Origin of the sequence: Streptomyces sp. C (assembly GCF_000158895.1) — a bacterium.
In the GTDB taxonomy this organism is placed as follows: Bacteria; Actinomycetota; Actinomycetes; order Streptomycetales; family Streptomycetaceae; genus Streptomyces; species Streptomyces racemochromogenes.
Genome location: NZ_GG657751.1, coordinates 100,956 through 127,280 on the forward strand (window position 1 = coordinate 100,956; position 26,325 = coordinate 127,280).

A 26,325-nucleotide genomic window follows, 5' to 3' on the forward strand; every position below is an offset into this window, starting at 1 on the left:
GTGGGTGGGGCGGTCTTCAGGGGGTCCGGGCCTCGGGCGCGTGCGGCTCGTCCGGGGTGCGGTGCAGGACGAGCCGGGTGAGCAGCCCGCTGCCGAGGCCGGCCGCGAGGACGAGGGCCGTCCACCACAGGGGGTACGGCGCCAGTCCCAGAGCCCGGTCCAGGGACCAGGCGCCGGGACCGGTGGCCGCGAGGGCGGCGGCCGCTCCGATCAGGACGAGGGGGTACTCGTATCCGTCGTCCTGCACCCAGAGGCCGTTGGGCCACTTCACGGTGAGGGCGACGGTCATGACCCCGATGGCCCCGGTCGCGGCGAGCGGGGTCAGCAGTCCGGCGGCCAGCAGCACGCCCGAGCCGATCTGGCCGCCGCCGGCCGCGAGGGCGGTGAGGGCACCGCCGCGGAACCCGTCGGCCCGGAACTCGCGGGCCCCGCCGTCGAGGCCCTTGCCGCCGAGGTGCGTACTGATCTTCTGCACTCCGTGGCCGGCGATGAGCAGGCCCACCAGCAGGCGCAGGGTCAGCAGGCCGGCGTCCAAGGTCAGCCGGCCGCGTGTGCGCCGATGACGGACTGCGCGTACACCACTCCGAGGCCGTAGGCCCCCGCGTGCTCCTTGACGATCTCCATGACGGCTCCGTAGGTCTCCTGCCGGGCCCAGTCGCGCTGGAGTTCCAGGAGCACCTGCACCCAGGTCACGGGGACGGCGCCGGCGGCGGTCATCCGCTGGACGGCGTGCTCGTGGGCGGCGGGGGTCACACCGCCGGAGGCGTCGGTGACGACGTACACCTCGTAGCCCTGTTCCAGCGCGGAGAGGGCGGGCAGGACGAGGCAGACCTCGGTCCACAGGCCGGACAGGACGATCTTGCGGCGGCCGGTGGCGCGGACCGCCTCGACCAGGGCCTCGTCCTCCCAGGCGTTCATGCTGGTGCGGTCCACGGGCTTCTGTTCCGGGAAGACCGCCGCCAGCTGGGGCAGGAGCGGGCCGGAGAAGGACTCGGCCGCGACCGTGGTCAGCACGGCGGGTACGCCGAAGGCCCTGGCCGCCTTGGCGAGGCCGACGGTGCTGTTGATGATCGCGGTGCGGTCACCGCTGCCGGTGCCGAAGAACATCTGCGGCTGGTGGTCGACGAAGAGCATGACCGAGTTGTCGGGGGTCAGCAGGTCCGCGCTGGGGGCGGCGTGCACGCGGGTGATGTCGAACATCGGGGTTTCCTCTCGCTGGACGGAGTGCGGGAACCGCACCGGTCGCGGCCGGTTGCCGCACGGCGGCGACCGGCACTCCCCGAACGTATGACCGTGAGGATCAGGCGAGTTGCCCGAGCGTGCCGCGCCCCTTGCCGCTCCGTGCACCCCCGCCGGACCGGGGCGCCCCCGAGGTCTGCGCCGGTCCCTGGTCCGCTCCCCGGCGGCCTACGACCCTGACGGTGCGGGGCCGCCGCGCGGTGATTCCCCGTGCTGGTGGCTATTCCTCCCCCGGCGGCGGGGTGAGGGGGTCCTCGGCGAGCAGGACCGGTGTGGCCAGGCTCTCGTCATAGGCGGTGCGCGGGAAGACGTAGGGGCCCAGGGACAGTTCGCCCCACTCCGGCCGGTGGGGCTGGTAGAAGCCGGACCAGGTGACCTCCGTCGCCGTGGCGTGGACCATGGCGAGCAGGGGCCAGCAGGCATCGATCCCGCAGGGACAGCCCAGGAGGCACAGGGCGCCCGTGTCGCGGTCGCGGAGCTCCGGTGGGGCATCGCCCAGGAAGTGGGCCCGGGCCCGGGTGCCGTCCGCGTCGTCATCCAGGTGGAGCGGGGCGTGTTGGTGCAGCAGGAACTCCTCGCGCTCCTGCGGGGTGTCGTCGTCCTCGTCGAGCTCCCGGCCCCAGAGCGCGCGCGTCGCTCCCGCGACCAGGACGCGCAGGTCGGTGCCGTCGATCCGGATGCCCCAGGCCGTCAGGTGCGGGTAGCCGGGGTGGGGGTGGCGCAGGAACTCCACCCGGTGCGTGAGGATCGGCGGATTCATGCGCCCCATCCTGCGGCGCCCACCCGACCGGCTCCATCGAATAACGTCACGCCGGGGCCGCCCGAAGCGCGCCGCGTCGGGCGGGCCCGGATCCAGGCCGCGCGGAACAGGTGCCCTGTGACACCTTCGGGCGGAACCGGGCCGTGACGGCGCGACCGGCGCGGCCCGCTGGGACAGGGACAGGTGGAAGACGGCTCAGCGTTCGCGACCGGCGAGGACCCGATCGGCCCGGTAGTGCGGACAGGCCAGCAGGTGCCAGGTCACCGACAAGCCGCCCTCGACGACCACCACCGTGCGCGCCTCACCGCTGTCCTCGTCCGCCTCGCACAGCCGGCACTGGCACAGCGTGGTGGGCAGCAGCCCCATCACTCCACCCCTTCCCGGCCCCGCAGGTACGACAACCAACCCACATCTATCAAATGCGGGCGGCTTCCGCCCCGTTACCCGCGCGTTCGGTGGACAAGTGGCACGCGGCCGCGCGGGTCCGGTGGGCCCGGCCGGTGCCGAGCGCCGGCCCGCAGTCCTGATCGGACCCGAGGGGATGGGGCTCAGCGATGTCGAGCGCCGGCGGGCCGAGGCTCTGGCCGAGCTGGGGTACGCGGCGGACTGATCAGTCAGCAGCGCCACACCGAGGCCTGTGGCGCGTCCTGCTGCGAGGGACGTCCTACCCGGCCCGCGACGTCGCCCCCACGGCGGAGGCATTCCGCAGGGCAGTGGTGAACCAGCTGTACACGGGGGCCAGGGTCGGCGAGGAGGGCCATCCGTTGACCGTCGCCAGCAACTGCCAGTACCGCTCGACGTGCGGGTCGGCGGTCAGGTGAAGGCGGGCGAGGAGCCAACGGCGCAGATCGCCGTCGCCCGCGCACCGGAACGCGTGGCCGTAGAGGCTGCCCAGCACATCGGCGAGCGGCACGGCCGAGCCGCGAGCGGGGAGGACGCCGGTGGCCGTGGCCTCCTCGATGCGTTCGCGCATCGTACGGTTGAGGGCGTCGTGCAGGTCGCCCGCCGCTTCCGGGGCGGGCGCTTGCGCCTGGTCCTCGGCGACGCGTCGTACCGCGGACCGGAACTCGGTGCTCCGGCACAGCTCCGCCAGTTCGACCCATGCTCCGACCTGCTCCGGGGTGGGGTCATCGGGGATCTCCGGCATGACGGTCCGCATCAGGTTCGCGAACTCGGGGTTGGGCTCGCCGTCCGCGAAGACGGCCTCGACGAATTCGGCGACCAGGTGGCGCTGTTCGTCCCGGGAAAGCGTGGCGAGTCGGTGCATGAGGTCCATCTCCAGGGGGGTGGTGCCGCGCTGCGCGACGGCCCGCAGGACCGCCCGGCGCACGCGCAGGGACCGGATCTGTACGTCCAGGGCGTCGGCGTGCGCATCGGCGACCTCGGGGAGGGAAGCCTCCCGGTCCAGCACCTGGCGTACGGTCGCCAGGTCGAGCCCGAGCTCGCGCAGCGTCCGGACCAGGGCGAGGCGGGCGAGCGCGTCCGGGCCGTACAGCCGGTAGCCCGCGGGGCTTCGGCCGGCCGGCGGGACGATGCCCTTGTCGGAGTAGAACCGGATCGCCTTCACCGTCAGGCCGGTGCGGCGCGCCAACTCGCCGATGGAGTAGAGGTTGTCGTGGTGCATGTCCCCCAGCTTGGGGTCTCCCCCGACGGGAGACTCAAGCGGTACCGGGCGACGGCCGCGCCCTGGCGGCGCTGGACCGGGTCACGCTGGTTGGTCGGCGGGCTCACCGGCGCCGAGGTCGAGGCGCCGGCCCGTCCACCGCCAGGCGACGGGAGCGCACCCGAGGGAGGAGACCGGACGCGCCCTCGCCCCGGCAGAGCTCGGCGAGCCTGCCGGGGCGAGCCGGACCGCGGTGGTTCGTCGCGGGTCAGGAGGAGCTCGGGTCAGCGGACCTCGGTGACCCGGTGCTCCTTGCGCGCGCCACAGTTGGAGTTGTACACCTGCACGTGCACGTTGCTGATGCCCCCGCCCCAGTCGACGCAGTGGCCCTTGCCGTACACGTAGGCCGGCCCCGCGTACGACGTGTACCGGCCGTAGTCCTCGCCCCGCTCCCACGTTTCGGGCACTTCGATCCACAGGGCCATGTCCACGGCCGCACCCGGGTTGTTGCGGATGGTCGCGACGCAGTTCTTGCCGTTCGAGGCGTTGTACGTGAGGTAGACGGTGCCCAGCGAGCCGATGGCGGCCGAGTTCACGGTCTTGTAGGCGCTGCCGCAGACCTTCTGCGGCGTGGTGTTGGGCGCGGCGCTGGCGGGCGCGGCCAGCGCGGTCGTGGCCCCCAGGGCGAGGGCGGCGAATGCGGTGGTGGCAAGGACGGAACGGGTGGACCTCATGTTTCCCCCTGGTCGTCGGTGGAGTTGGTCGCTCCTGCATGGTGGGACATGCGGGACGGCGGGACGGTTGCACTTCGTCCGCGAAAAATGCGACAACCACTTACGTCCCGGGATGCTCCGGCAGGGCGAGCCAGTCCTGCCAGGAGGTCTCGCGGCCGAGGAAGCGCGGCTGCTCGAACGGCCAGTCGGTCGCGATCCACTGCGGCACCAGCGCGTCGAGGGCCCGCTCCACCTCGCTGCCCACCAGCTCGTCCACCACCCACCAGGAGATCTCGCCGTCCGCGCCGGCCCTCTCCGGCGGGTCGATGTAGACGCAGCCGAGCAGAGCCGTCTCCGCCGCGTCGAACAGCGCGTAGTTGAAGGACTGGTGTGCGGCGATCTCCTTCTCGTGCCGCAACAGGTCGGCCCGGTCGGCCTCGTAGGTCATGGTGGCCGCGGGCCAGCCCCAGGCCGGACCGAAGATGGTCCACAGGCGCTCGCGCGAACCCATCACAGCCGGATAGTCGAGCGGGGTGTCCGCCTCCCGGATCGGCCGCAGGTGATGGCCACCGCCCGGCAGCGGGACCAGGACGGGGTGGACGAAGTCATCGGGAAGCCAGCTCATGGCGCCCGACCGTAGCAGCGCGCGGCCGTCCGCTCCCCTGGATTTTCCCCGTACAGGAGGGGCTCCGGCGCGCCGGCCGCGTGCCGTCGCAGCTCGCGCAGGAGATGGAGGCCCATGCCATCCGCCTCTACTGCTCATAGGTGACGGTGAACCCCTGGGCCGTCTCGTCGTATCTGTCCAGCTGGTCCCTGAGCATGGTCGCGGCCAGTGGAATGCGGAGTTCCAACTCTGCCCAGCGGACGAAACGCAGCCGTTGGGGCATCGCCACGAGACCGGTGACCGCATCCCAGAATGCGGCCCAGTTCATGCCGTAGAACGACGGGAAACCGAGCTCCCGCTTGAGGACCGCATGGAGATCACGCTCGCTGCGCACCGAACCGACGTCGATCACCACCTCCGCGTTCGGATCGTGCGGGGGATCTTCGGGAGTTCCCCAGAACGAAGGGAGCCACCAGCACAGGGCTGAACCGTCATCAGGCCAAGGACGGTGGGCGTCGCCCGCGAAATCCTCGAACACGTCGGTGGCCGGGTCGATCGGGCGCCACTTCGGATCGAGGGGTTCGTCATCCGCCGGGGGCCGAACGAAACGCCGCCCCCGCTGGTCGCAGGCGCCGTAGGCCAGGACGTTCTGCTGGGACTCGGCGAGCGACCACTGGTTGGCGCCACCCGGCCTGAACGGCCAGCGGAACTGGACCGGGTCGTCTTCCCAGAAGCAGACCGGGCAGACGGCGTAGGAGCCGGGCCACCCGTCTTCGGCATCGAAGACGAGATGACCACAGCAGGGGCAGGGGCGACGCGTATCCACTGGACCAGTCTGGTCCATGCCCCGGACAGCGGCGACTGAGTTCCTCGGGAGCGTGTGTGCGGTGCGTAGGTGCGGTGCGTAGGTGCGGTGCGTAGGTGCGGTGCGTAGGTGCGCGGTGGACCACCGGGCCCGGGGCCGGCAGCGTGGCGGTCCTCCTCACCGGCCAGGACGGGTCGCAGCGGCCGCGCTCCCTGCTGGGCCGGATCGGTGGCGTGGCCGGCCGTCGAGCGGCCGGTCCCGCTGCGCCGCGCTACTCCGCGCCCGTCTTCTCCAGCTCGGCGAGGCGGGTGAGGATGCGCCTTGGGAGTTCGGCGGCCGTGCGCAGGCGGAACGGGGTCCAGCGGTCCCTGGAATCCTCCTTCATCGACGCCGAGAAGCGGAGGCGGCCTTTGCTGTTGGGTTCGGTCATCTCCGCGAACGTGCCGCTCGGTATCAGCCAGGCCGTCTTGATCGCTCCTTGCTCGACGTCCACGGCGATGAACAGGACGTCCAGGTCGGTGCGCGGCTGGAACGTCTGCGATCGTACGAAGGCCATCAGCCTGCCCTGCTGGACCTGCGTGCCGGTGGACATCCTCGCCTTCACCTGCACCGCCAGGGTCGCGGAGCTCCCGCGGCGGTGGAAGACGAGGTCGACGCCCTCGTCGTCCACGAGGGAGGTGGATACGTTCAACTCGCCGCCCGTGGCGAGGATGGACGAGGCCGCCACCAGGTATTCCGCGGCCTTCCCCATCCGTGCGGCTGCCGGGCTCTTGTCGAGGTAGTCCTCGTCGTCGCTCATGACGGGAACCTATCGGGCGTCGGGTCCTCGTGTCCGTCCCGTCCGGGAACCTGTCCAGGCCGGGCCGGCCCTTCTGTGATGCGCAGGGCGGCGCGCAGGGCCGTGTTGAAGTGTTCGGGGTGGTCCTGTTGGGACATGTGGCCCGCGCCCTCGATCACGGTGAGGGCGGCTCCCGGGATGAGTGCGGCGCACTCCTGCGGGATCGCGAGGGGGACTTCGGTGTCGAGTTCGCCGTGGAGGAAGTGGACCGGCACGCGGATGCGGGGCAGGCGGGGGCGGGGGTCGTAGGTCGCCTGGTCGGTGACCAGGCGGTCGATCAGGGGGGTCGAGTGGAGGAGTTGGCGGACCGTGGTGTCGATCAGGGCCCGGTCCGCCCCCGGCCGGTACCAGTGGGGGACGAAGGCGGCCAGGATGCCGGCGCGGTCCGTCCGTAGGCCGGAGAGGAGAGTGGCCGTCGCCCTGCTGCATGCCGGTGGCGGTCGCGAAGTGGTGCACCCCGGCGTCGACCGGGATCACCGCGCCGATCCGCTGCGGTGCGGCCAGCGCTGCCTCCAGGACGAACGCTCCGGCGATGGACGAGCCGATCAGCACCGGTGCCCCGAGGCGCAGCCTCTGCAGGAACTGCAGGGTGTCGCGGGTGGCGTCGGCGATGGTGTAGCCGGTCGTGGCCCGTGCGGAGCGGCCGCAGCCGCGCAGGTCGAGGGTGATCACGCGGTGGTCGCGGCTCAGGTCGGCGGTCTGCGCGTCCCACACCCGGCCGCTGGTGCCCCAGCCGTGGAGGAGGACGAGGGGGCGGCCCGCGCCGTGGTCCTCGTAGTGGAGGGTCGTGCCGTTGACGTCCGCGGTCGGCATCGCGGTCTCCTTTTCCTCGGGCAGCGGTCGGTCCCGTGGCTCCGGCGCCGCTGTGGTGGGGGATGTCGGAGTTCATTCCAGTCGGGAACGGCAGTGAGTCCCATGGGTGATCCGCGCTTAGACTGATTGATGATCATGATGAGTCGGGCGGTCGGGCGGTCGGGCTGCCGGGCTGCCGGGGGCGGGGCGGGGGCGGTTGTGGAGCTGCGTCAGGTCCGGTACTTCGCCGTGGTGGCCGAGGAACTGCATTTCGGGCGCGCCGCCGAGCGGCTGTACGTCGGGCAGCCGACCGTCAGTCAGCAGATCCGCCGGCTGGAGCGGGAGCTCGGGCTGGAGCTGTTCGACCGCACGACGCGGACGGTGACGCTGACCCGCGCGGGGCAGGCGCTGCTGCCCCACGCGCGCGCCCTGCTGGATGCCGAGCGGGTGTTGTTGGAGGCGACGTCCGGGGTGCGTGCGCAGCGGGACGCCACCTTGAGGGTGGGTACCAGTACCGGCCTGGGCCCTCGGTTGCAGGAGCTGCTCGCCGGTCTCGCCGAGCGCGCGCCCGCGCTGCTGGTGGAGCTGGTCGGCCTGCCCCTGGCGGCGCGTCTGCGGCAGGTGCGGGACGGGGAGCTGGACGCGGCCTTCGTGCGCGGCGCGGATCCCGTGCCCGGGCTGGAGCTGCTGCCGCTGTGGGAGGAGGAGCTGGTCGCGGCCCTTCCCGTACGGCATCCGCTGGCCGCGGCGGCGGAGGTGGCCCTGGCGGACCTGGCCCGGCTGCCGCTGCGGATCGCCACGCGCGAGGAGAACCCGCCGCTGGTGGACGCCGTGACCGCGGCCTGCCGGGTGGCGGGTTTCGAGCCGGTGCCGGGGCCCCCGTTCACCAACGACCAGGACACCCTGGCCGCGATCGCCGCGGGCCGCCACACCTGGACCGTGTACTACGCCGCCCAGGCCGGGATCCAGCCGGCTCCGTACGTCGCCTTCCGCCCCTTCACCGCCCCCGCGCCGACCGTCGTGACGTCCCTCGCCGTCCGGCCCGGCCCCCCGTCCCGCACCCTGGTCGCCCTTCTGGACGGGTGCCGGGGCCTGGGACGGCCTTAGCCGGAGGGCCGGGGGGCGGTATGGGGGCGCATGGGCGCTGGCCGGTGTGGGAGGTGTCGGAGGTGTCGTGCATGATCAGGCCTTCGCATCGTTCCCGAGGAAGATTCCTGATGAGACGCTCCATATCCATGCCCGTACCCGCGGCCCTGGCCCTCGTCCTCGCCCTGGCCGCCACCGCCGGCTGTAGCGGCCACGGCACCGGCGAGCGGGCCGCCGGGCCGGCGAAGTCCGCCGCCGGCCCCGCGGCGAGCGGCGCGCCGGCCCCGGTCAAGGTGCCGCCGCTCTCGCAGGAGGAGGCGCGGGGCGTCGTCAAGGACGTCACCCTCAAGGTCGAGGCCGACAACTTCGACGCCGGGTACTGGAAGGGCGTCACCGAGGGCCCGCTGCTGGAGCAGCAGCTCGCCGTCGTGGAGACCGCCAGGAAGTACGGCACCGACCGGGAGCCGAGGCCCGCCGACGCCCCCGAGACGGACCCGGCGGTGCACACGTGGAGCACCGGCAAGGACGACGGCGGCGACCGGTGGATCCTCGGCGCGCACGAGGTGCAGGGCTACACCGTCGGCGACGCCGGCAAGGAGGCCGTGCTGCGCTGGTCGCTGTTCCACCAGCAGAAGGCGGGCGCGCCCTGGCTCGCGGCCTTCATCGCCCGTGCGCCCGAGCCGGGTGGCCTGCCGCAGGTCGCGGTCGGGCCCGACGGCCGGGCGGTCACCGGCGGGGACACGGCGGGACTCGCGGCCGACCCGGCGAAGCTCTGCGGGCAGTACGGCGACTACATGTACACCGACGCCGGCCCGGGCGGCGTGAAGTGGAGCCAGGACGTCACCAAGCGGAAGGCGGCCTCCGCCGCGCAGTTGGAGAGGATGCGCACGTCCCTCGGGAAGGGCGCCAAGGTCGACTTCGGCGTCGACGTCAACCGCGGTTCGCACGGCCCCCTCTGGCGTACGACGGACGGCGGGGCGCTCGTGGCCTGCACGGCGGTCAGCAAGGTGTACACGGAGTCGGGGCCCGGCCGGTCGACGACCTTCAGCAGCAGCGGCTGGGCCGGCACCACGGACATCCCGTGGGCCTCGTACACCCAGCGCATCATGGGCCTGACGGTGCTGAAGGTGTCCGCGGGCGCCGCGGGCGAGGTGTCCGTCGAGGCGGAGTCGAACCTTCCGTACTCCTTCGACGGTACGAAGTACACCGGCTGACGGGGCGTTCGGCGCCGGCCCCGTCCGGCGCCGTTCCGTTGGCGCGGGGCGGGCGGTATGACGGGGGCGGGTGGTGGTCCCGCCCCCGGTGGTGAGCCGTCTGCTGATCCGGTACCTGCACTGGCTCAGGCACGGTCCCCGAAGGATCCGCCGCACCGCCGCCGGGCCGCGGCGCACTCGGGCTCGCCGGGCCGGACGGGTGACTTTCGGCCCCGTTCGGCCGATCGCGGGTCGGCGCGGCGGACGCAGGGTGGTGCGTACCGGCCGAGTGTGGGGGGATCGTCCGCGCCCCGCTGCAGGACGCCGTCGCCGGGAGTTGTGAGTCCGATGATCCGTTTCCTGTCCGCCCTGCCGGTCGCATGCGCCGTGACGGTCGCGCTCGCCGTGCCCGCGGGCGCCGCCGCGGCCGACCCGAGGCCGATCACCTCGCCCTACGTCCAGGCCGCGGCAGACGTCACGGCCGCCGGCGTGCTGCAGCGGGCGAAGAACATCGACTGGGTGCGTCACGTCAACACCGGCAGGTACTGCGTGAACGTCAGCGAGCAGGTCAACCTCGCGTTCAGCGTGGTCCACGTGGAGCTGCCCAATTCCAACCGCCGCAGCTTCAGCACCACGCCCAACGCCCTCTGCGGCCCGGACACGGTCACCGTCTACACGTACGACCTGGGCGGCTCCTACGTGGACAACCCCTTCACGGTCACCGTGTTCTGACCCCCGGGCGGTGTTCGGAGCACGGAATCATTCGAGCGTCTGGAGCTGCTCGCCGGTCATGTCGTTCAAGCGGGCGTAGAAGTGGGCGCTCCAGGCACGTTTCTCCACGTCCAGGACGAAGCCCAGGAGGGAGAGGGAGAACTCGTGGGGCTCCAGTGCCAGCTCTTCCCCCGCCTTCACCCCCTCGCGCCCCGTCCTGGGGAAGCCGCAGCCCGTCGCCGAGCCGGCGGTCGTCGACACCGCGATCCGCCGGGCCTGGGAGCGCGCCGGCTCCTGACTGGGCGCGTGCGCCGTGACCTGCGGGGATTCCGCGCGTTCCGACATGTGGCGCGATTCTCGGCGGTCGGCCCCGGCGGGGGTATGGTCTTCCGGTCACGGACGGCGATCGGATCGTCTGTTCTACCCGAGGGAGCCGACATGACGGACCTGAACTCGCTGCGTGCGAGCCTTGCGTCTGGTGAGCACGAGTTCGCCGACACCCTGGCCTTCGTCGCCGCGCACCACGACTACCAGCCGCAGGCGTTCCGCAACGGGGAGCTGGAGAACGCCGCGGGTGAGAACGAGGGTTCCTGCAAGACGCTGGGACTGGCCCTGCTGGAGGGTCTGACCGACGAGGAAGCGCTGCTGGCGTTCGGTGAGCACTACCGCAAGGTGCTGGCGACGCCGGAGGACACCGACCACGGCAACATCCGCAACCTCCTGGCCCATGGCCTGGCCGGGGTGAGCTTCGCCGGGCAGGCACTGACCCGCAAGAGCTGAACGGCCACGGACTCCGGCCCTTCGTCACCGTTTCCCCACAACTGCCCCTGCCGTCGTCGGGGTGGCCGGGACCGGGGCTAGGGTCGTGGTCATGGGGGACGGACGGAGTCGGGTGAAGCAGTGCAAGCAGTGCCGACGGCCGCTGGACGAGCGGCGTCGGGGGCGACCGAAACGGTTCTGCAGCCGGTGGCACCGGGTGAGGTACTGGCTGGAGGAGCTGGGGGAGCTCGTGCTGAGTTAGGGGTGGTGGCCGTCGCACCGGCCCGAGGAGGAGCAGGGCGGTGGTCGCGGTGGCAGCGCCGACGTGGGCTGCTCCCCCGGCCGGAGGCCGGCCGCCGCCTCGCGGAGGCGGGCGGTCAGGGGGCGGCTGACGGAGCACGGGCCGTTGCGGGCGCGGGCCGTGTATGGGGCGAGGTCCATCGGCTGGCAGTCCGTGGGCATGGGCGCTCCGGGGTCAGGTCCGCGTCGTGCCCGCGGGATCCGGCGTGGTGTGCAGGAGTTCGAGTCTGCGCTGGACGGCGTCCGTGGCTCCCGGGCGCCGGCCGGGGACGCGGCGGCGGAGGGCCACCAGGTGCGGGCCGAGTTCCCTGGCGCGGCGCGGGTCCGGGATCTGCTGCCACTGGGTGGTGGGCGCGGTCCACGGCGCCTTGGACCGGTGGGGCGTCCGGGGCCCTGGTGGCGGCCCAGGCGGGCGTCGGCTGCGGCCATCCACAGCTCGCAGCTGCCGGCCGCGTCGCCGGCGATGTGGGCGAGGTCGGCCCTGACCTCCAGCCAGTGCACGGCCTCGGCGGACCCGGGCCCGTACGTGTGGGCGGCCCAGCCCTCCCACCGGCCGGCGAGCGACGCCGCCTCGGCGTGCCGGCCGGCGTGCGCGGCGGCGAGGATCGCGGGGAGCGGATCAGCCGCCGCGGCCTCCACCGCCGGGGGGCGCGGCGCAACGGGCGTCGCGGTGGCGTCCGCCGCGAGCAGCAGGGCCGTGGCGTCGCCGGCCTGGGCGGCCGCCCTCGTGTGGAGCTCGGCGAGCGGCGGGGTCAGCCCGCTGCGCCAGATGCCGGCCACGCCCTTGAGGTAGACGGGGTCTGCGACGCGGTGGCGGGTGGGCGCGGGGGTGACGCGGCCGTAGAGCGAAGTCCCGTGGCCGAGGGTGAGGCCGTACGCGGAGATCTTCTGCCAGGTGTCGGGGGTGGCGACCAGGTCGACGAGGACGACGGTGGTCCCGGGACGGCGCGGCTTCAGCTCGTTCGCCAGCCAGGCCCACGGCAGGCCGGTGTAGCGGAGGGTGGAGGGTGTGGTGCGGGCCAGGGCCAGGTGGATCCCGTGCTGCCTGGTGTCGAGGTGGAGTTGCCCCGCCAGGAGGAGCGTGAGCGGTCCCGGCGCGGTGGCGGCGGCGCGGATGCGGGTGAGGACGGTCTGCTGGTCCGTCGGATCGGACAGCTCGACGATCGTCCCGGCCGCGGTCCGGGTCAGCGCGCTGGGCGGACAGGCCGCGAGCGTGGACAGGACGCTGCTGGCCGCGATGAGGCGGCCCTTGCCGGCCGGGGCGGCGGCGAGGAGCAGCGCGGTCCCGGGTGCGGTCGTCTCCCCTGTGATCAACACACGAGCACCGTACGCCACCTCTTGGACGGGCCTCAAAGGGTTCCGGTGACTCGATCCGTCCCGTGGGCCCCGGCGGACCAGGTGACGACCGGGGGGCGGACGGCGGCGCACAGGGGTCTGCCGTGGGCGTCGGTCAGGGCGAGGCGGGCGACCAGCAGCCCGGTGTCCGCCGCGGCGGCGGCCACCGAGGGGTCGACGGCGTCGAGCATGAGCTTCGCCCGGCGGAACGTGCCGCGGGCACCGGTGCCGTCGACCCCGCTCCAGGTGAGGTAGACGAACCGCTGTCCGGGGCGGCCCTGGATCCACGGGCCCGTCAGGTCGAGGCCCGCGGCGGCGTCCGGGCGGGCGGTGCAGTCCAGCGTCCAGAGCGCGGAGCCGGCGTCGCCGGGGTGGGGGTCCAGCGGTCGCGCGTCGCGGGCGCGTGGCTGGACGGCGACGTGGATGTCGTCGTAGCCGGGGAAGCCGGGGCCGGGCGGGCAGGTGCGGCCCGGCAGGTCGAATCCCTCGATCCGGATCTGCATGGGGCCCACTGTGCCACCGTCCGGTCCGCGCGGGAGGCGGATCGGACGGGCCGCCCGCGCGTGCTCAGCCCGCGTGGCGGAGGTGTGCTCGCGTTGTTGCTCCGCCCATACGACCTGTATGACCGGCGAGGCCGCGGAGGGCGGCGGCCAGGCTCCAGAGGAGGAGGGGCAACGCGGCGACGCGCTCCATGCCGCCCATGCCGAGGCCCGCGTAGTGGTGCGAGAGGAACAGGCCGAGGGCCGTGAGCGCGGTGACGCCCAGCAGGGCGGCGCCCCGCCGCAGCAAGGCCGGGACCTGGTCCTGCAGGCCGCCGAAACCGGCCAGGACGAGGCCGGTGTTGCCCGACGCCATGATGAGCAGGGCGCCCAGGACGTGCTGGTTCTCGTTGACGTCGGCGGGAGCCAGCCCGACCAGTACGAATCCCACGCCGCCGGCGGCCAGCAGGAGCCGGGCCGCGACACCGGCCCGGTTGCTGCGCCACGGGGAACCACCCCCGCCGCCGCCGGTCAGGGCGATACCGGCTAGGAGGAAGATCCCGAGGGCGATGAACGAGAGGTTCATCAGGCCGTGTTCGGGGGAGCAGACGTACCGCGGTTCGGGATCGGGCTGCAGCGCGCAGAGGGCGTTGCCCAGGTCGCTGATGTTGTTCCCCGCCCAGGTGTAGGGAATCGTCCAGGCGGACTCGGCGATCCGGTGGACCACGAAGAACTGCACCACGCCCACGGCCCAGGCCGCGTACCCGATCCGGACTCTCATCTCTGTCCCCCGCCTTCCGTCACGTGCACCGTGAATGCCGTGGGGACAGCCGATCACGGGGCGCCGGGCGTGGGCACGCCGACGAACCCCCTGGGCCGGGGTGGGGCATTCCCCACCACGCGGTCCGTCGGGGCCGCGCGGTCACGCCGGTCCGGCGTCGTGGCGCCCCGCTCCCGGTGGGGCGGGGTGCGACCCGGTCATGAGGGCCGTGTAGAGCAGCAGGGACGCGGTCAGGCCCACCGCCCAGCCGTAGTCGGCGAGCGGCTTCAGGAAGGGGATCAGGCCCTCTTGGGGGAACGGGCCCTTGCCGGGGGCCGAGTGGGAGCCGCCGATGGCGAGGACCCCGCCGACCGCGAAGGCCGCCACGGCCCGGAGGTTCCAGCCGCCCGTGTACCAGTACGGGCCGCCCTCCCGGTAGAGGTCGGGCAGCGAGAGCCGGGTGCGGCGGATGATCCAGTAGTCCGCGATGAGGATGCCGGCGACCGTGCCGAGGAGCCCGCCGACCAGGCCGAGCCAGGTGAAGATGTACAGCTCGGGGGTGGAGGTCAGCTTCCACGGCATGATCAGTACGCCGACGACGCCGGTGATCAGCGCGCCCCTGCGGAAGTCGATCAGACGGGGGGCCAGGTTGGCCAGGTCGTAGGCCGGGGAGACGACGTTGGCCGCGATGTTCACCGAGATCGTCGCGATCAGTACGGTGACCAGGGCGAACAGCAGCCCGAAGACGCTGTCGGCCTTCGCGACGAGCTCCACCGGGTCCCAGATCAGGGCGCCGTACACCGCCTCCGAGCCGGAGGTGACGAACACCGACAGCAGCGCGAAGAGGGTCATCGTCGTTGGCAACCCCAGGGTCTGGCCGAGGATCTGGGAGCGCTGGCCGGCGCCGAAGCGCGTGAAGTCGGGGATGTTGAGGGAGAGGGTGGACCAGAAGGCGATCATGCCCATGAGGGAGGGGAAGAAGACCGGCCAGAAGTCCGCACCCCAGCCGAGCCGGGACGGCTGGTCGAGCAGCTCGCCGAAGCCGCCCGCCTTCACCCCGATCCAGACCAGCAGGACCAGCGCGCCGACGATGACGAAGGGCGCGGCCCAGTTCTCGAAGCGCCGAAGGGCCTCCATGCCCCGGTAGATGATGGCGAGTTCGAGGGCCCAGAAGACGCCGAAGCAGAGCCACAGCGTCCACGGCTCACCGCCGATCTCCGCGGCTCCCGCCCAGCCTCCGAAGATCTTGCCGAGCAGGACGAAGATCCCCGACCCGCCGATCCAGGTCTGGATCCCGAACCAGCAGCAGGCCACGGCCGCCCGGATGAGCGCCGCCATGTTGGCTCCGCGGACCCCGAAGGAGGCCCGGGCCAGCACGGGGAACGGGATGCCGTACTTGGGGCCGGCGTGCCCGGTGAGGAGCATCGGCAGGAGCACGATGAGGTTGGCGAGCGCGATGGTGAAGACGGCCTGCTTCCAGTCCATCCCCAGGGCCACCAGGCCGGAGGCGAGCAGCCAGGAGGGGATGTTGTGCGCCATGCCGACCCACAGGGCCGTGAAGTTGTACGTGGTCCAGCGCCGGGCCTCGACCGGTACGGGGAGGAGGTCGGGGTTGGCGAAACGGCCGTCGGAGGGGACTTCGCCGGGGGCGAGCTCGACGCGGTCCCCGGTCTCGGCGGTCGGGTGGTGGTGGTGGTCGGGCACGTGCGCACGCCCCCTCGGGTCGGGTGGAGGCCTCGGGCGGAGACCTCGGTCAGGGCTGGACACCGGTTCCCGGTCCATCGTCTCCCCCCGGTCGCTCCGGGGCGAGGGTCCGGCGGAGTCGGAAACCCCGGTGAACCCCTGGCACGGGTGTGGCAGACCCTACTGCGGCAGGGGCGCGAAGTTCACGGCGCGCGGCCGTGGGATTCGAGCTCGTCGGCCAGCCGGGCCAGGAAGCCGCGGAACTCGGCTTCGCCGAAGGGCTCCTGCCCTTCGTACGGGTCGAACGTGCTCGCCAGCGGTGTGGCGGTGGCCAGCACCGCCCGCAGCGCCGTCACCTGCTCGGCCACCGGGCGGTCGGAGAGCGGTTCGGCCTGCATGGCCGCCGCGTACCGGCGCACCGTCTCGTCGTCGAGCTCCGCGCCGCCGCCCTCCCGGTACATCGCCTGGTACAGGATGCAGTTGACCAGCCCGAACGCCCATGGCTCCGCCTTCGCCCCCGCATTGGCCATCGCTGACTCCTCCCCCGACCGATGACGGACGTCACGTCACCGGGGGCCATCAAACCAGCTGGCCGTCCAGCTGGCGAAGGTCGCCTACGAACGCACGTGACACGGGCTGCTCGCGGGTCTCTTCGTCCACGATCCGCACGCTGCTGCGGTACCGCGCGTTGCCGCCTTCGAGGTAGTCCAAGCCCGACTCCGCCCCGGCGCGGTGGCGCTGACGCCGTGCACCTTGGCGTGGGGCTGCCTCAGGCGAGACGCGACGTCTTGTCAGGGGCGAGAAGCTCGCGTAGAGTCTCAACGAGACGATACGTCTCGTTCCAAATGAAAGGGGTCGCCTGTGCGTGCTTCAGCTGCTGGTAGTCAGGTCGTGCTGGCCGAGGCCGGCAAGCGGTACGGGACCCGGACGGTGCTGGACCGGGTCGGGTTCTCGGTGCGGCCCGGGGAGCGGGTCGGGGTCGTCGGGGACAACGGGTCGGGGAAGTCGACGCTGCTGAGGCTGCTGGCCCGGCAGGAGCGGGCCGACTCGGGCGAAGTGTGCGTACGGGCGCCCGGTGGTGTGGGGTATCTGGCCCAGACCCTGGACCTGCCGGCCGGGGCGCGGGTCGGTGACGCCGTGGACCGTGCGCTGGCCGGGCTGCGGGAGCTGGAACGGCGGATCCGGGCGGCCGAGGAGCGGCTCCACCTGGCCGGCCCCGAGCAGGTGGAGGCGTACGCGCGGCTGCTCGCCGAGTACGACGCGCGGGGCGGACGCGACGCCGACCGGCGGGTGGCCTCCTTCCTGCGGCGGCTCGGTGAGCGGGAGCCGCTCGAGCGGGGGCGGGCGCTCGGGACGCTGTCCGGCGGGCAGCGCTCGCGGCTGGCGCTGGCCGCGGCCCTGGCGGCCGAGCCGGAGCTGCTGCTGCTCGACGAGCCCACCAACGACCTGGACGACGAGGCCGTCGGGTGGCTGGAGGAGCACCTGGTGCGGCGGACCGGCACGCTCGTGGCCGTCACCCACGACCGGATGTTCCTGGACCGGGTCACCACCGCGGTCCTGGAGGTGGACCACGAACGGCTCACGGTGCACCGGCACGGCAACGGCTACGCCGGGCACCTGGTCGCGCGTGCCGCGGCGCGGGCCCGGTGGGAGCGCGAGTACGAGGAGTGGGTCGAGGAGACGCGGCGCGTGGAGCGGCTCGCGGACGGCAACATCGGGCGGCTCGCGCAGATCCCGCGGAAGGCGCCGGCCGCGTTCAGCGGCGCGGGGGCCTTCCGCGCCCGGTCGCGGGCGCACGGGGCGATGAGCCGCATCCGCAACGCGCGGGAGCGGCTGGCCCGGCTGACGGAACATCCGATTCCGGCACCGCCGCGGCCGCTGCGGTTCACCGGGCGGTTCGGAGCCGACGGCGGCCCGGGCGGCGGGGTGGACGTTCGGGGGCTGGCCGTGCCGGGGCGGCTCGCGCCGGTGTCGTTCCGGCTGGAGGCGGCTGAGCGGATGCTGGTCACGGGGGCCAACGGGTCGGGGAAGTCGACCCTGTTGCAGGTGCTCGCGGGTCTCGTGCCGGCCGGGGACGGCAGCGTACGGGCGCCGGGACGGGTCGGGCTGCTGCGGCAGGACGATCCCCGGTCCGGTGAGGGCCGCTGCGCGGCGGGGGCGTTCGGGGAGGAGGTCGCGGAGGCCGTGGTGCGGCTCGGGCTGCTGGGCGCGGCCGACGCGGACCGGCCGCTGCGGGAGCTGTCCGCGGGGCAGCGGCGCAAGGTGGAGCTGGGCAGGCTCGTCGCCGACGGGCCGTACGACCTGCTGCTGCTCGACGAGCCGACCAATCATCTGGCGCCGGGGGTGGTGGAGGACCTGGAAGCGGCACTGGCGCCGTACGCGGGGACCCTGATCGTCGTCAGCCACGACCGGCGGCTGCGGGCCGGGTTCTCCGGGAAGCGCCTGGCCCTCGGCGGGGCCGGGGCCCCGGACGCGTCCCGCCCCGCGGCGGCGGGCGTTCCGGCCCGGCGGTGACCGTCCGGTCTCCGGAGCCCGCCGCCGCGCTCACGCACGTCCCGCTCACAGCCAGCCGTTGCGCTGCGCCTGGAGGGCCATCTGGAAGCGGTTCTCGGCGCCCAGCCGGGCCATCAGGATCTGGAGCCGGCGGAAGAAGGTGCGGCGGCTGATGCCCAGTTCGCGGGCGATGACCTCGTCGCTCGCGCCGCCCGCTAGGAGGCGGAGCAGGCGGCGGTCGGCCGGGGGCAGACCGGCCGGGCGGGTGGCGCGGCCGTGGAAGGGGAGGGCCTGCTGCCAGGTCTGCTCGAACAGGGCCAGGAGCGCGGAGAGCAGGCCGCACGGCTGCACCACCAGCATCGTGTTGTGCACGTCCGCCTCCCTGATCGACAGGGACACCAGCGCGTACGCCTCGTCGATGATCACCAGCTTGACCGGTACCGTCGGCGCCACCCGGGCCTGCTCACCGGCCTCGATGCACGGCTCGATGGCCGTCTCCAGCTGCCCGGGCACCTCCAGGGACGCCTTGGAGTAGACGACCCGCTGCGTCACGCCGCGGGCGAGGGTCCCGAGCGCGTCGTCGAGGGCGCCGGCCAGCGGGAAGTAGGGCGGCGAGTCCAGCTGGCGGATCTGCGCGCGGGCGCTGGTCCAGGCCTGGCGCATCCTCGGACCGATGGCGTCGCCGGTCACCACCTCGACGAGGTTGTCGTTGTACGCCGCGAGCCGCTGGCGGCGGAACGACTCGAACGCGCCGCCCACGGCGATGCGCGACCCTTCGAGCTCGGCCGCCCGGTGCCTGGCGAGGATCTCCAGGCCCGCGGCGGGCGGCACCGGCGCCACCACGTCCGCGCCCTCCGCGGCGGCGCTGGCGAGCCCGGCGTCGACCAGCTCGGCGTACGCGGCGGCGAGCCCGGCGCCGTCCAGCCCGGCGGCCTCCCCGATCTCGGTGAGCGGGGCGGGGGCCAGTTCGAGGAGCGAGAGGTAGACGCGGCCCGCCGCGGGACCGATCCCCAGCATCCGCAGGGCCTCGCCCAGTTTCGCGTTCGCCATGCACCGCATTATCGACGACCGCCCGGGGACTCGATGGCCGATCAGTGCCACTGGCACCACAGGCCCTCCGGGGCGCCCCGTCCCGCAGTACGTTCCGGGAGCCGCCGGGGCCCCCGGGCCTCCGGCGGCCGGAAAGCCGACACCCATCCTGAAGCGGGAAGAAGGAGAACGACGTGGCGAAGGGTCGCAAGAACGGTCTCTACTCGGGGGTCTCCGAGGAACTGTCCGCCCTGATGAGGACGGGCTGGGCGGACACCGAACAGCACGGCCTCCCGCTCGACGAGCAGGCCCCGTACGCGGCGGGCCGCCGCGCCGCGCTCTCCGCGCGCTTCCCCGGCGAGCGTCTGGTCGTCCCGTCGGGCAAGCTCAAGACCCGCTCGAACGACGACACCTACCCGTTCCGCCCGTACTCCGGCTACGTCCACATGACCGGGGACCGGGGCCGCGACTGCGCGCTCGTCCTCGAACCCCGCCCGGACGGCGGCCACGACGCGTACTGCTACCTGCTGCCGCGCGACGGCCGGGACACCGACGAGTTCTGGCTGGGCTACACCGCGGAGCTGTGGATGGGCCGGCGCCGCTCCCTCGCCGAGTCGGAGCGCGTGCTCGGGGTGTCCTGTCGCGACGTGCGCACCGCGGCGGACGATCTGGCCGCCACGCCCGACGTGCCCACCCGTATCGTCCGCGGCGTCGATCCGGCGCTGGAGGCGGCGGTCACCACCGACGCCGAGCGGGACGCCGAGCTGGAGGAGGCGCTGAGCGGGCTCCGGCTCGTCAAGGACGCCTGGGAGATCGGCGAGATGCGCAAGGCGGTGGACTCCACCGTGCGAGGGTTCACCGACTGCGTCGGCGAGCTGTCGCGGGCGGTCGCCTCCTCCGAGCGGTGGATCGAGGGCACCTTCTTCCGCCGGGCACGGCTGGAGGGCAACTCCGTGGGCTACGGCTCGATCTGCGCCGCCGGCGAGCACGCCACGATCATGCACTGGACGGACAACGACGGTCCGGTGCGCCCCGGCGACCTGCTCCTGCTCGACGCCGGTGTGGAGACGCACACGCTCTACACCGCCGACGTCACCCGCACCCTGCCGATCAGCGGCGTCTTCACGCCGGTGCAGCGCATGGTGTACGACGCCGTGTACGAGGCCCAGGAGGCGGGCATCGCCGCCGTGAAGCCGGGGGCCGCGTACCGCGACTTCCACATCGCGGCGCAGCGGTACCTGGCGGAGAAGCTCGTCGAGTGGGGCTTCATCGAGGGCCCGGCGGACCGGGCCTTCGAGCTCGGGCTGCAGCGCCGCTTCACCATGGCCGGCACCGGTCACATGCTCGGGCTGGACGTCCACGACTGCGCGGAGGCCCGCAACGAGGAGTACGTGGACGGCGTGCTGGAGCCGGGCATGGTGCTCACGGTGGAGCCGGGCCTGTACTTCCAGCCGGACGACCTCACGGTGCCGGAGGAGTGGCGCGGCATCGGCGTGCGGATCGAGGACGACCTGCTGGTGACGGAGGACGGCAGCGAGAACCTGTCGGCCGGCCTGCCGCGCTCGGCGGACGAGGTCGAGGCGTGGATGGCCCGCGTCGCGGGCTGACGCCGGCCGGGCCCCTCTTCCGCCGAGTGCGGGGAGGGGCCCCTACGCGTGCCGCCCCGGGGCCTTCGGGTCCCGGGGCCTTCGCGTTCCCGGGGGCCTTCGCGTCCCCGGGGGCCTTCGCGTTCCCGGGGCGGACGGGCCTCAGGCGCAGGCCGGGGATCCGGTGCCCGCCGGGGTGCGGCGTGCGATCCGCATCCGGGACCCGGCGTACTCCACCGTCTCGCCCGGCAGGATCAGCAGCCCGGCCTCGCCCGCCTCGCCTGCCTCACCGTCCGGGCCGTCCGCGCCGTTCGCGCCGTCCAAGCCGTCCGCACCGTCAGGCCCCGGTCCGATCGGCCGGACCTGGACCGCCTGGCCCAGACCGCCGGCCATGAACACCGTCGGGTCGACCTCCCAGCCGTGGCCGGCCAGCCAGCGCTCCAGCGCCTCGCCGTCCGCCGCCTCCGCCCAGCGCGGCCATGCGTACGTCGTCGTGCTCTCCATGCCTACCCCCTGTAGCTGATGGGACCACCGGCCCAGATGGTGCCACCCGCCTCTGTCAACGGCACCGTGAAATCCGTGCCCGGCAACGCGCGCGGGAACGTCCCTCCTTGAGGCCCCGAGGAGGGTGTCCGGTTTCGTCCTGGAGATCGAAGGACCGGCTCCTGCCACGCCTTGGAATCGGCACATGCCGGGTGTGGGCGACACCACTCGAAGGTGGCCGGGCGCGTCACCGCCGGGTCCGGCGGAGGGGGCCGTTCCGGGTGCGGCGGCGCGGGTTCGCGCCAACTCCCCTGTTCGGCGGTCGAGTTGATCTGCGCTGACCTATGTTCTAGGGGCTTCAGCGGTCCAGGGCCACGTCCCGTGGTTCACGGCCACGCTTCCCGACTCGCCCAGGAGGTCCGATTGCAGACCAGCCGCATACGCGCCCTAGCCCGAGCGTTACGCCGCTCCCCGCTGCTCATCGCCTTCGCCCTCGGCTCGCTCCTCGTCGGGCTCACCCCCTGGCTGGGCGTGGCCAGCACCGGGCCCCGGCCGGCGCCGCTGCCGGGGGCCGCCGGCCGGCAGGCGGCGCAGCAGTCGCCGCACCACGGCGTGGCCCCGGCGAACGCCATGGAGCCGACGGCGCCCGTCCTCGACCGGACCGGGTGGACGGCCACGGCCGGCGACGAGGAGACCGCCGGCGAGAACGGCCGCGCGGCCAACGTCCTCGACGGCGACACGGCCACCATCTGGCACAGCAAGTGGACGGGCACCCCCGCCCCGCTGCCGCACACGATCACCCTCGACATGCACCGCACGGCGGTGGTCTCGGCGCTCGTCTACCAGCCCCGCGCAGGCGGCGCCAACGGGCGCGTCGGCGAGTACGGCATCAGCGTCAGCTCCGACGGCCAGAACTGGGGCGCCCCGGTCGCCACCGGCACCCTCGCGGACGACGCCAGTGCGAAGACCCTCGGATTCGCCCCGCAGGGCGCCCGGTTCGTCCGGCTCACCGCGTCCACCGAGGCCGGCAACCGCGGCCCGTGGACCTCCGCCGCGGAGCTCAACCTGCTCGGCGACCCCGGCACCCCGGCCGCCACCGTCGACCTGCCCCGGGCGGGATGGACGGCCACGGCGAGCGACGAGGAGACCACCGGGGAGAACGGCCGCGCGGCCAACGTCCTCGACGGCGACTCCGCCACCATCTGGCACAGCAGGTGGTCCGGGACCCCGGCCCCGCTGCCGCACGGCATCACCGTCGACATGCACCGTACGACGGCCGTCTCCGCGCTGGTCTACCAGCCGCGCAACGACGGCCCCAACGGGCGCGCGGGCGCGTACACCGTCACCACCAGCACCGACGGCACCACCTTCGGCGCACCGGTCGCGGCGGGCACCTGGCGCGACGACGACACCGTGAAGACCGCCACCTTCACCCGCACCGAGAACGCCCGCTACGTACGCCTGACCGTGACCGGCGAGGCCGGCGGCCGCGGGCCCTGGACCTCCGCAGCCGAGATCCGACTGAGCGGACCCGACAGCCCGGCCGCCCACGGCTCCTGGGACCGGATCACCGGCTTCCCGCTGGTGCCGGTGGCCACCGCCGTCCTGCCGGGCGACAAGCTCCTGGCCTGGTCGGCGTACGCGGTCGACCGCTTCGGCGGCAGCAACGGCTACACCCAGACCGCGATCCTGGACCTGAAGACGGGCAAGGTCACCCAGCGCCGCATCGACAACACCGGCCACGACATGTTCTGCCCGGGCATAGCGATGCTCGCCGACGGGCGGGTGCTGGTCACCGGCGGCAGCAACGCGCAGAAGGCGAGCATCTACGACCCGGCCACCGACACCTGGTCCGCGACCACCGCCATGAACATCGCCCGCGGCTACCAGGCCATGACCCTGCTCTCCACCGGCGAGGCCTTCGTCCTCGGCGGATCCTGGAGCGGGGCCACCGGCGACAGGGCCGGCGAGGTCTGGTCCCCGGACACCCGCACCTGGCGCAAGCTCCCCGGTGTCCCCGCCGGCCCGGCGCTGACGGCCGACCCCCGCGGCGCCTACCGCGCCGACAACCACATGTGGCTGCACGCCACCTCGGGCGGCAAGGTGCTCCAGCTGGGCCCGAGCAAGCAGATGAACTGGATCACGACCGGCGGGAACGGCAGCATCACCCCGGCCGGCAGCCGGGCCGACAGCCAGGACGCCATGACCGGCAACGCCGTCGCGTACGACATCGGCAAGCTGCTCACCCTGGGCGGCTCGCCCGCGTACGAGAACACGCCCGCCACCCGGCGCGCGTACACGGTGAGCATCGACGGCGGCGGTCAGGTGCGGGCCGCGCGCACGGGCGACATGGGCCACGCCCGCGCGTTCGGCAACAGCGTCGTCCTGCCCGACGGCAAGGTGGCCGTGTTCGGCGGTCAGGCGTACCCGGTGCCGTTCAGCGACGCCACGTCGGTGCTGACCCCCGAGCTGTGGGACCCGGCGACCGGCACCTTCACCCCGCTCGCCTCCATGGCCGTCCCGCGCAACTACCACAGCGTCGCGAACCTGCTGCCCGACGGGCGGGTCTTCTCCGGCGGCGGCGGTCTGTGCGGCGACTGCGCCACCAACCACGCCGACGGGGCGGTGTTCACGCCGCCGTACCTGCTGGGCGCGGACGGCTCGCCCAAGCCGCGTCCCGTCATCACCGGCGGCGTGCCGCCCCGGGCGGCGGCGGGGGCCTCGCTCACCGTCTCGGCGGAGGGGCAGGTGGCCTCGTTCGTCCTGATGCGGGCCGCGGCCGCGACGCACTCCACGGACAACGACCAGCGGCGGGTGCCGCTGGTGTCCACGGCCGCGGGGGCGGGCACGTACACGGTGTCCATCCCGGCCGACAAGGGGGTGGTCCTGCCGGGCACCTACATGCTGTTCGCCCTGGACGCCCAGGGGGTGCCGAGCACGGCCAAGTTCATCACCGTCTCCTGACGGGAGCACGACAGCGGCGTCCGCCCGCCTCCGGCTGGGGGGGCGGGCGCCGCGTGCTTTCACGGCGACTCCCCCGCGACTCCCCGCGGCTCTCCCACGGCTCTCCCGCGACTCCCCGCGACTCTCTCCCCCCCCCCACGGCTCTCCTACGACTCTCCTACGACTTCAAACATTGCGCGGATCCGTGATCGCCCCGGCGGCGCAGCGGGCTACGGTGGCACCCCCCACGCACCAACCCCTCCTGACGAAAGGCAACTTGTGAGCACACGGGACGACGCTTCGCAGCCGGACCTCGCGCAGCTGCTGGTCACGGCGGCGGAACTGCCCGCGGCGGGCCTCGACGACTTCACCGAGTTGGCATCGCCCTCGTCCGACGAGGACCCGCCGCCGATGACCGCGCAGACCCCGGAACTCACGGCCGTGCTGAACCGGGCGTTCGGCGACAAGGCCGCGCGGGAGGTCCGGACCTCGTTCATGAACGCCGACTCCTCGTTCGTCGTCGACGAGGGCGTCTCGGAGCGGGTGCCGGGGGCGGCCGTGGCCTGGATGGCCGACATGCGGCGCGTGTACACCGAGTGCGCCTCGTGGACGATGAGCATCGGCGACGACGAGATCACCGTCCGGGTGGTGGACCCGGCCGATGACCCGAGCGAGCCGCTCAAGGTGGAGCAGCGGTTCGGCAACGGGGGTGCGGAGGCCCTGATGCGCACGATGCTCGCCGGTTCGCCCGGGCAGCAGGCGCGGATCACCACCCTGCTGGTGCGCCAGGGTGACCGGGCGCTGGAGCTGACGTTCCGCAGCCTGGCGGGCGACGCGGACGGGCCGGAGGCGGCCCGCCTCGCCGACGGGACGGCGAAGTTCCTCGCCCTGGCGCCGGCGAAGTTCCTGGGCCTGCCGCTCCGCTAGCGGTCGAGGGGTGGGGTCGGTCGCGGGCCGTGCGCAACTCGTCGCCCGTCGGGGCGTTGGTCAGTCCGACTGCCCAGACGCCGTAGACGCGCAGGATCGGAGCCCGCCCCGTGCCGCCTCACCCCCTCAAGCGCCGGTTCGCGCGCTGCCTCGCCCTCGTCACGGTCGCCGCTGCCGTGGGCCTGGGCCCCGCCGTGGCCGCTCCGGTGCTCGGCGCTCCGGTGCTCGGCGCTCCGGTGCTCGACCGGGAGTTCGCCGACCCGGACGTCGTGAAGGTGGGCGGTACGTACCACGCGTACGCCACCAACGGCGACGGCAAGAACGTCCAGCACGCCACCTCCCGCGACCTGAAGCGGTGGCAGCCCGACAGCGGTGACGTCCTGCCCGTGCTCGGCGGATGGGCGGCGCCCCGGCGCGACCTGGTGTGGGCGCCGGAGGTGTACGACAGCGGCGACGGCTTCACCCTGTACTACACGGCCCATGACCGGGCGAGCGACCGGCAGTGCATCGGCGTCGCGCGGTCGGCGTCGCCGAACGGCCCGTTCCGGCCGGTCGGGGACGGGCCGCTGGTGTGCCCGGCCGCCGACGGCGGCGCGATCGACGCCTCCACGTACGCCGAGGGCGGGCAGCGCTACCTGCTGTGGAAGAACGACGGCAACTGCTGCGGCGGGGACACCTGGCTGCACCTGCAGCCCGTCTCGTGGGACGGCACCCGTACCACCGGCGACCCGGTCAGGCTGATCAGGCAGGACCCCACGGGGGACGGGGGCGTGGTGGAGGCCCCCACCCTCGTCAAGCGCGCGGGGCGGTACGTGCTGTTCTACTCGGCCGGCGACTACGGCGGCGACCAGTACCGGACCGGCTATGCGCTGGCCCCGGCCCTGACCGGCCCGTACACCAAGGCGGCCGAGCCGCTGATGACGACGGAGTCCCTCTCCGGCACGGTGCGGGGCCCCGGCGGGCAGGACGTGGTGACCGGCCCCGACGGCCGCGACCGCATCGTCTTCCACGGCTGGCGCGACGACCCGCGCCGCCGGGTGATGTACGCGGCCGACCTGGACTTCGCGAACGGCTACCCCGTCGTGCGCGGCATCAGGCCACGCACGGCCTCACGGTCAACGGCCTGACGGTCGCAGTCGCAGTCGCAGTCGCAGTCGCAGGGACCCCCCTGCCCTTATTGCAACCACCTCGCAATAAGGGCAGG

Annotated in this window: 28 protein-coding genes and 1 pseudogene; 9 read left to right on the top strand and 20 right to left on the bottom strand. The window is 73.5% G+C overall.

Annotated features, from left to right (window positions below; translation table 11 throughout):
* Positions 1–16: 16 nt before the first annotated feature.
* From SSNG_RS33700 to SSNG_RS44450, 11 genes and pseudogenes are all read right to left on the bottom strand, one after another.
* Complete coding sequence (locus SSNG_RS33700) at positions 17–535, bottom strand: DoxX family protein (protein WP_007268441.1); 519 nt, start codon at positions 533–535, stop codon at positions 17–19.
* A gap of 2 nt (positions 536–537) precedes the next feature.
* Entirely contained in the window at positions 538–1,200 is a 663-nt protein-coding gene (locus SSNG_RS33705; protein ID WP_007268442.1) for a hydrolase, read from the bottom strand.
* Positions 1,201–1,459: 259 nt separating this feature from the next.
* A complete protein-coding gene (locus SSNG_RS33710; RefSeq protein ID WP_007268443.1) occupies positions 1,460–1,999 on the bottom strand; it encodes a hypothetical protein in 540 nt (179 codons plus the stop codon).
* A 195-nt stretch (positions 2,000–2,194) separates the two neighbouring features.
* Positions 2,195–2,365 carry a hypothetical protein gene (locus tag SSNG_RS42650; RefSeq protein WP_165365083.1) on the bottom strand — a complete coding sequence of 57 codons (171 nt, stop codon included), beginning with the start codon at positions 2,363–2,365 and terminating at the stop codon, positions 2,195–2,197.
* Positions 2,366–2,663: 298 nt separating this feature from the next.
* Complete coding sequence (locus SSNG_RS33715; RefSeq protein ID WP_007268445.1) at positions 2,664–3,623, bottom strand: MerR family transcriptional regulator; 960 nt, start codon at positions 3,621–3,623, stop codon at positions 2,664–2,666.
* 263 nt (positions 3,624–3,886) lie between these two features.
* Positions 3,887–4,336, bottom strand: coding sequence for a hypothetical protein (locus tag SSNG_RS33720; protein ID WP_007268446.1), 450 nt, complete (start codon positions 4,334–4,336; stop codon positions 3,887–3,889).
* 100 nt (positions 4,337–4,436) lie between these two features.
* Entirely contained in the window at positions 4,437–4,940 is a 504-nt protein-coding gene (locus tag SSNG_RS33725) for a hypothetical protein (protein ID WP_007268447.1), read from the bottom strand.
* 127 nt (positions 4,941–5,067) lie between these two features.
* Positions 5,068–5,745 (bottom strand): CPCC family cysteine-rich protein, encoded by a 678-nt coding sequence (locus SSNG_RS44440; protein WP_007268448.1) that lies wholly within the window; start codon positions 5,743–5,745, stop codon positions 5,068–5,070.
* A gap of 250 nt (positions 5,746–5,995) precedes the next feature.
* Positions 5,996–6,523: a hypothetical protein gene (locus tag SSNG_RS33735; protein WP_007268449.1), complete on the bottom strand. Its 528-nt coding sequence runs from the start codon at positions 6,521–6,523 to the stop codon at positions 5,996–5,998.
* Positions 6,520–6,936: an alpha/beta fold hydrolase gene (locus tag SSNG_RS44445; RefSeq protein ID WP_347232521.1), complete on the bottom strand. Its 417-nt coding sequence runs from the start codon at positions 6,934–6,936 to the stop codon at positions 6,520–6,522. Before SSNG_RS44445 ends, SSNG_RS33735 begins: the two co-directional genes overlap by 4 nt.
* 145 nt (positions 6,937–7,081) lie before the next feature.
* A pseudogene (locus SSNG_RS44450) lies at positions 7,082–7,375 on the bottom strand (alpha/beta hydrolase); the annotation flags it as partial.
* A 198-nt stretch (positions 7,376–7,573) separates the two neighbouring features.
* Between SSNG_RS44450 and SSNG_RS33750 the strand changes: the two are divergent.
* The 3 genes from SSNG_RS33750 to SSNG_RS33760 all read left to right on the top strand — a co-directional run bounded on the left by SSNG_RS33750 (position 7,574) and on the right by SSNG_RS33760 (position 10,365).
* The gene (locus SSNG_RS33750) at positions 7,574–8,461 is read left to right on the top strand and encodes a LysR family transcriptional regulator (RefSeq protein WP_007268451.1); all 888 of its coding nucleotides are present in this window, start codon (positions 7,574–7,576) and stop codon (positions 8,459–8,461) included.
* Positions 8,462–8,571: 110 nt separating this feature from the next.
* The gene (locus tag SSNG_RS33755; RefSeq protein WP_129593409.1) at positions 8,572–9,654 is read left to right on the top strand and encodes a hypothetical protein; all 1,083 of its coding nucleotides are present in this window, start codon (positions 8,572–8,574) and stop codon (positions 9,652–9,654) included.
* Between the two features lie 327 nt (positions 9,655–9,981).
* Complete coding sequence (locus SSNG_RS33760) at positions 9,982–10,365, top strand: hypothetical protein (protein ID WP_042804605.1); 384 nt, start codon at positions 9,982–9,984, stop codon at positions 10,363–10,365.
* A gap of 27 nt (positions 10,366–10,392) precedes the next feature.
* On the opposite strand, the gene SSNG_RS33765 is transcribed toward SSNG_RS33760, so the two are convergent.
* Positions 10,393–10,689, bottom strand: a complete 297-nt coding sequence (locus SSNG_RS33765; protein WP_007268454.1) for a hypothetical protein — start codon at positions 10,687–10,689, stop codon at positions 10,393–10,395.
* 93 nt (positions 10,690–10,782) lie between these two features.
* Between SSNG_RS33765 and SSNG_RS33770 the strand changes: the two genes are divergently transcribed.
* Positions 10,783–11,124, top strand: a complete 342-nt coding sequence (locus SSNG_RS33770) for a HopJ type III effector protein (protein WP_007268455.1) — start codon at positions 10,783–10,785, stop codon at positions 11,122–11,124.
* Between the two features lie 237 nt (positions 11,125–11,361).
* Here the strand turns inward: SSNG_RS33770 and SSNG_RS33775 are convergent, their stop codons facing one another.
* The 6 genes from SSNG_RS33775 to SSNG_RS45045 all read right to left on the bottom strand — a co-directional run bounded on the left by SSNG_RS33775 (position 11,362) and on the right by SSNG_RS45045 (position 16,371).
* Positions 11,362–12,720: a hypothetical protein gene (locus tag SSNG_RS33775; protein ID WP_347232513.1), complete on the bottom strand. Its 1,359-nt coding sequence runs from the start codon at positions 12,718–12,720 to the stop codon at positions 11,362–11,364.
* Positions 12,721–12,752: 32 nt separating this feature from the next.
* Positions 12,753–13,241, bottom strand: a complete 489-nt coding sequence (locus tag SSNG_RS33780; RefSeq protein ID WP_042804606.1) for a DUF5990 family protein — start codon at positions 13,239–13,241, stop codon at positions 12,753–12,755.
* 64 nt (positions 13,242–13,305) lie between these two features.
* On the bottom strand, positions 13,306–13,998 hold the full coding sequence (locus SSNG_RS33785) for a DUF998 domain-containing protein (protein WP_050779983.1): 693 nt from the start codon (positions 13,996–13,998) through the stop codon (positions 13,306–13,308).
* 141 nt (positions 13,999–14,139) lie between these two features.
* The gene (locus SSNG_RS33790; RefSeq protein WP_007268460.1) at positions 14,140–15,681 is read right to left on the bottom strand and encodes an NCS1 family nucleobase:cation symporter-1; all 1,542 of its coding nucleotides are present in this window, start codon (positions 15,679–15,681) and stop codon (positions 14,140–14,142) included.
* A 182-nt stretch (positions 15,682–15,863) separates the two neighbouring features.
* A complete protein-coding gene (locus SSNG_RS33795) occupies positions 15,864–16,190 on the bottom strand; it encodes a hypothetical protein (protein ID WP_007268461.1) in 327 nt (108 codons plus the stop codon).
* 49 nt (positions 16,191–16,239) lie between these two features.
* Complete coding sequence (locus SSNG_RS45045) at positions 16,240–16,371, bottom strand: hypothetical protein (RefSeq protein ID WP_277752172.1); 132 nt, start codon at positions 16,369–16,371, stop codon at positions 16,240–16,242.
* A 180-nt stretch (positions 16,372–16,551) separates the two neighbouring features.
* Between SSNG_RS45045 and SSNG_RS33800 the strand changes: the two genes are divergently transcribed.
* Positions 16,552–18,174: an ATP-binding cassette domain-containing protein gene (locus tag SSNG_RS33800; protein WP_241695300.1), complete on the top strand. Its 1,623-nt coding sequence runs from the start codon at positions 16,552–16,554 to the stop codon at positions 18,172–18,174.
* 45 nt (positions 18,175–18,219) lie between these two features.
* On the opposite strand, the gene SSNG_RS33805 is transcribed toward SSNG_RS33800, so the two are convergent.
* Positions 18,220–19,203: a helix-turn-helix transcriptional regulator gene (locus tag SSNG_RS33805; RefSeq protein ID WP_206731424.1), complete on the bottom strand. Its 984-nt coding sequence runs from the start codon at positions 19,201–19,203 to the stop codon at positions 18,220–18,222.
* Between the two features lie 173 nt (positions 19,204–19,376).
* On the opposite strand from SSNG_RS33805, the gene SSNG_RS33810 reads away from it, so the two are divergent.
* Positions 19,377–20,789, top strand: coding sequence for an aminopeptidase P family protein (locus tag SSNG_RS33810; protein ID WP_007268465.1), 1,413 nt, complete (start codon positions 19,377–19,379; stop codon positions 20,787–20,789).
* 141 nt (positions 20,790–20,930) lie between these two features.
* Here the strand turns inward: SSNG_RS33810 and SSNG_RS43115 are convergent, their stop codons facing one another.
* Positions 20,931–21,272, bottom strand: a complete 342-nt coding sequence (locus SSNG_RS43115) for a hypothetical protein (protein ID WP_007268466.1) — start codon at positions 21,270–21,272, stop codon at positions 20,931–20,933.
* Positions 21,273–21,674: 402 nt separating this feature from the next.
* Here SSNG_RS43115 and SSNG_RS33820 point away from each other — a divergent pair, with 402 nt between their 5' ends.
* The 3 genes from SSNG_RS33820 (at position 21,675) to SSNG_RS33830 (ending at position 26,248) form a co-directional block, all read left to right on the top strand.
* Positions 21,675–24,215 (top strand): discoidin domain-containing protein, encoded by a 2,541-nt coding sequence (locus tag SSNG_RS33820; RefSeq protein ID WP_241695301.1) that lies wholly within the window; start codon positions 21,675–21,677, stop codon positions 24,213–24,215.
* A 258-nt stretch (positions 24,216–24,473) separates the two neighbouring features.
* Positions 24,474–25,121, top strand: a complete 648-nt coding sequence (locus SSNG_RS33825; RefSeq protein ID WP_007268468.1) for a hypothetical protein — start codon at positions 24,474–24,476, stop codon at positions 25,119–25,121.
* Positions 25,122–25,231: 110 nt separating this feature from the next.
* Positions 25,232–26,248 (top strand): glycoside hydrolase family 43 protein, encoded by a 1,017-nt coding sequence (locus SSNG_RS33830; RefSeq protein WP_007268469.1) that lies wholly within the window; start codon positions 25,232–25,234, stop codon positions 26,246–26,248.
* Positions 26,249–26,325 lie beyond the last annotated feature (77 nt).